The organism is Vibrio sp. Vb1574, from assembly GCF_033338675.1.
This window is the reverse complement of the sequence record NZ_JAWOTC010000232.1, coordinates 1-1,346: the sequence shown is the minus strand read 5'-3', so window position 1 is coordinate 1,346 and position 1,346 is coordinate 1. Positions and strand designations below refer to the sequence as shown.

At 48.7% G+C, this 1,346-nt stretch carries 1 protein-coding gene; it reads left to right on the top strand.

Going from position 1 to position 1,346, the window contains the following annotated elements; all coding sequences use genetic code 11:
* The coding region (gene hrpB / locus R7O12_RS25090) for an ATP-dependent helicase HrpB (protein WP_318126768.1) at positions 1–1,346 on the top strand (1,346 nt) is incomplete at both ends.

Genomic DNA, 1,346 nt, shown 5'->3' with positions numbered 1-1,346 from the left:
ACTGAAGGGGTCATGACTCGCATGATCCAAAATGACCCTGAGCTAGATGGTGTCGATTTGCTGATTTTTGATGAGTTCCATGAACGCAGTATTCATGCCGATACGGCTTTGGCGCTTAGCTTGGAAGTTCAAGAAGCATTGCGAGACGATCTTAAGCTGGTGGTGATGTCGGCAACGTTGGATCAAGAAGCGTTACAATCTTTACTGCCGGAAGCTTGTTATATTGAATCAGAAGGGCGCAGCTTTGCCGTGGAAACTCGCTATGCTCCGCTTACTGCCAACGATCATCTTCCAACGGTAATGGCAAAAAATATAGAGAGTTTGATGAATAAAGAGTCAGGCTCTCTGCTTGCGTTTCTTCCCGGTGTGGCGGCCATTAAGCAAGTGCAAGAGCGGTTATCGCACTTACCGGACGATGTTGAAGTATGCCCGTTGTATGGTCAGTTGAGCTTTACTGAGCAACAGAAAGCCATCTCTCCTGCAGAAAAAGGTAAGCGCAAAGTCGTATTGGCAACCAACATTGCGGAAACCTCTCTGACAATTGAAGGTATTCGCCTTGTGGTGGATTCTGGTTTGGAGCGCGTTGCGCGTTTTGACTTGAAAAATGGCCTTACACGATTGGAGCAAACGCGTATTGCTCAATCGTCTGCCATCCAGCGAGCTGGTCGTGCTGGTCGGATTGAAGAGGGGATTTGCGTTCGCCTCTATTCAGAAAGTCAACTCAAGCAACAGCCACAAGTGCCACAACCTGAGATTTTGCATTCCGATCTTGCGAGCTTGGTAATGGAGCTGGCGTTTTGGGGGACGACCGATATTCATGAGCTAAAATGGCTCGATATTCCTTCTGCTGCCGCGCTGCAACAAGCTAAGCAGTTGTTGTTTTCATTAGGGCTTATTACCGAGCAAGGACAACTGACTGCGGAAGGAAAGCAGGCTCATGACTTGGGCGTAGAACCTCGCGCGGCAGCGATGTTAATTAAATCGCAATCCCACAGCGATAAGATGGTAAATGTCGCTTTGGCGGCGGTCGCCCTAATTGAAGAGCCAGAGCGTAATGTAACGAATATCGCACATAGCTTGCATCGTTGGTTGTCCGGTTCTCATCCGAAAAAATCGTTGTTATTGAAGCGCGCACAATCTCTTGCGCATAAACTCGATACCACGTTTAGCCTTCGAGAAGTGGATGAAGATGCATTGCCGTTGGTGTTGAGCTTGGCGTTTCCCGATAGGATCGCTCAGCAACGCACCAATCAATTTGGTCGCTTTGCACTAGCGAATGGTCATGGTGCAGAATGTCGCCCTGACGATATGTTAGGCGGCTGTGAGTACTTGGTCGCGATTGATCT